Origin of the sequence: Mesorhizobium sp. WSM4976, from assembly GCF_029625685.1 — a bacterium.
Taxonomy (GTDB): domain Bacteria; phylum Pseudomonadota; class Alphaproteobacteria; order Rhizobiales; family Rhizobiaceae; genus Mesorhizobium.
This window is the reverse complement of record NZ_JARTVT010000088.1, coordinates 1-1,428: the sequence shown is the minus strand read 5'-3', so window position 1 is coordinate 1,428 and position 1,428 is coordinate 1. Positions and strand designations below refer to the sequence as shown.

Sequence of the window (1,428 nt, the reverse complement as noted above, 5' to 3'; positions counted from 1 at the left end):
CACGCTGATCAGCCCGGCCCATGCCGGAGAGCTCGGCGACCAATGCCGCCAGCTACACCACATCCCGGGACATGATCGACACCGGTTGCAGTGGCGGCTTGGGCAATCACCTCGTCGGTACTTCTTAGACCAAAGGCCGGCCGCAAATCGGCTGGTGCAGCACCTTCGTATAGCGCGCGCCATTCGCCGGTGGTCTGATGAATTAGGGCAGGTGTGTTATTCGGCAGGCGATAGTTAAACGCTATGAGCGCTCCATCGTCCCCAAAGCCATATCTTCCCGTGCCTCTACCTTCATCTGGCCCATAAGTATCGATGAGGGAGCGCCATTTTCCGGCGCGGCTCCAATCGGGGTACGCGCCTATGGTTGGCGCAACATACTGACTTGCAACGCCAGGTCGCAGGCGATGAAGACGCACCTTGGCTGCTCCTTCGGAGGTCGCTGCCGCGGCGATAACCTTGAAATCCACCCAACGACGCGAAACCCAAGCTCGCACGCTCGACACTCGCCAGAACGCATCAAGCATATCGGACACTCTCTTTCCGGACCCAATGAAGTCGGTGACAAGACAGATGGTGCCGGCCGGGTTGGTCTTGCCTCGTATGAGATCCGGGCCGGGGTGGTTCATGAAAATCGTCGGCCAGGTTTCCTTCGCCTGTGAAATCACGAAGGCAACTAGTCCCTCGCTTCCGACTCTAGGGCTTCCCCTTGCAGGTCGTACTGCTGGCGGTCCAATCCGACCGACGGCGCGCATTCTGACGCGGCCGGAGGAATCTAGGACAGGTTGGACATCGAAAGCCTTTGCCCCACCGAACTCCCGTTCGGCGTAGAGGGCTATCCTGCGATGCCTGCCTCGGCGCGTCTTAGCCAGTTCGTAAAGCTGCGACCTGAGTGCAGCGCTTACTTCCTCCTCATTGAGCAACAACATTGCGTCCAGCAGCGATGCTGCAGCAGATTTGTCGTCTTCATTGAACTGACTTAGCCATGCACGCGCGGTTGGATAACTGGACAAAGGTTTACGATCGAGCAAGTTCGCCTCCGGACAATCAAGACGACTAATTGCAGGACTGCGATCTTTTGAAAAGCTACCCGCTCAGATTCAGGGGATATGTCTGCCAGGATAGGCGCGGTGAGCGACGAGAGGAAGAGCAGCTTCTGGAATATCTAGCCTTCATCCGTTCAAGGAAAACGAGGTTAGAGTGAAGTGGTCCAATTCGGGCGGGCGTTCCGTAGGGCATGCCAACGTGGTACTATCGGAACATTGTTGGAGTTGGTCAGGCAAAGGCGCAAAGACCGGCGCCGCGTTCACATCCTGGGAAAAACTGACAGCATTGGCGGCTGGAGAGGTCGGCTTGGCCTGCTGCCGGTTTTTCGGACACCAGGTTAAGCTAGCATAGCTTGCTCCTCGAACTCGACGGGGCTCAGATAGC

At 57.5% G+C, this 1,428-nt stretch carries 1 protein-coding gene; it reads right to left on the bottom strand.

The features are described from left to right. Positions 1-8 precede the first annotated feature (8 nt). On the bottom strand, positions 9-1,028 hold the full coding sequence (locus tag P9272_RS35790; RefSeq protein WP_278164916.1) for a hypothetical protein: 1,020 nt from the start codon (positions 1,026-1,028) through the stop codon (positions 9-11). Positions 1,029-1,428 lie beyond the last annotated feature (400 nt).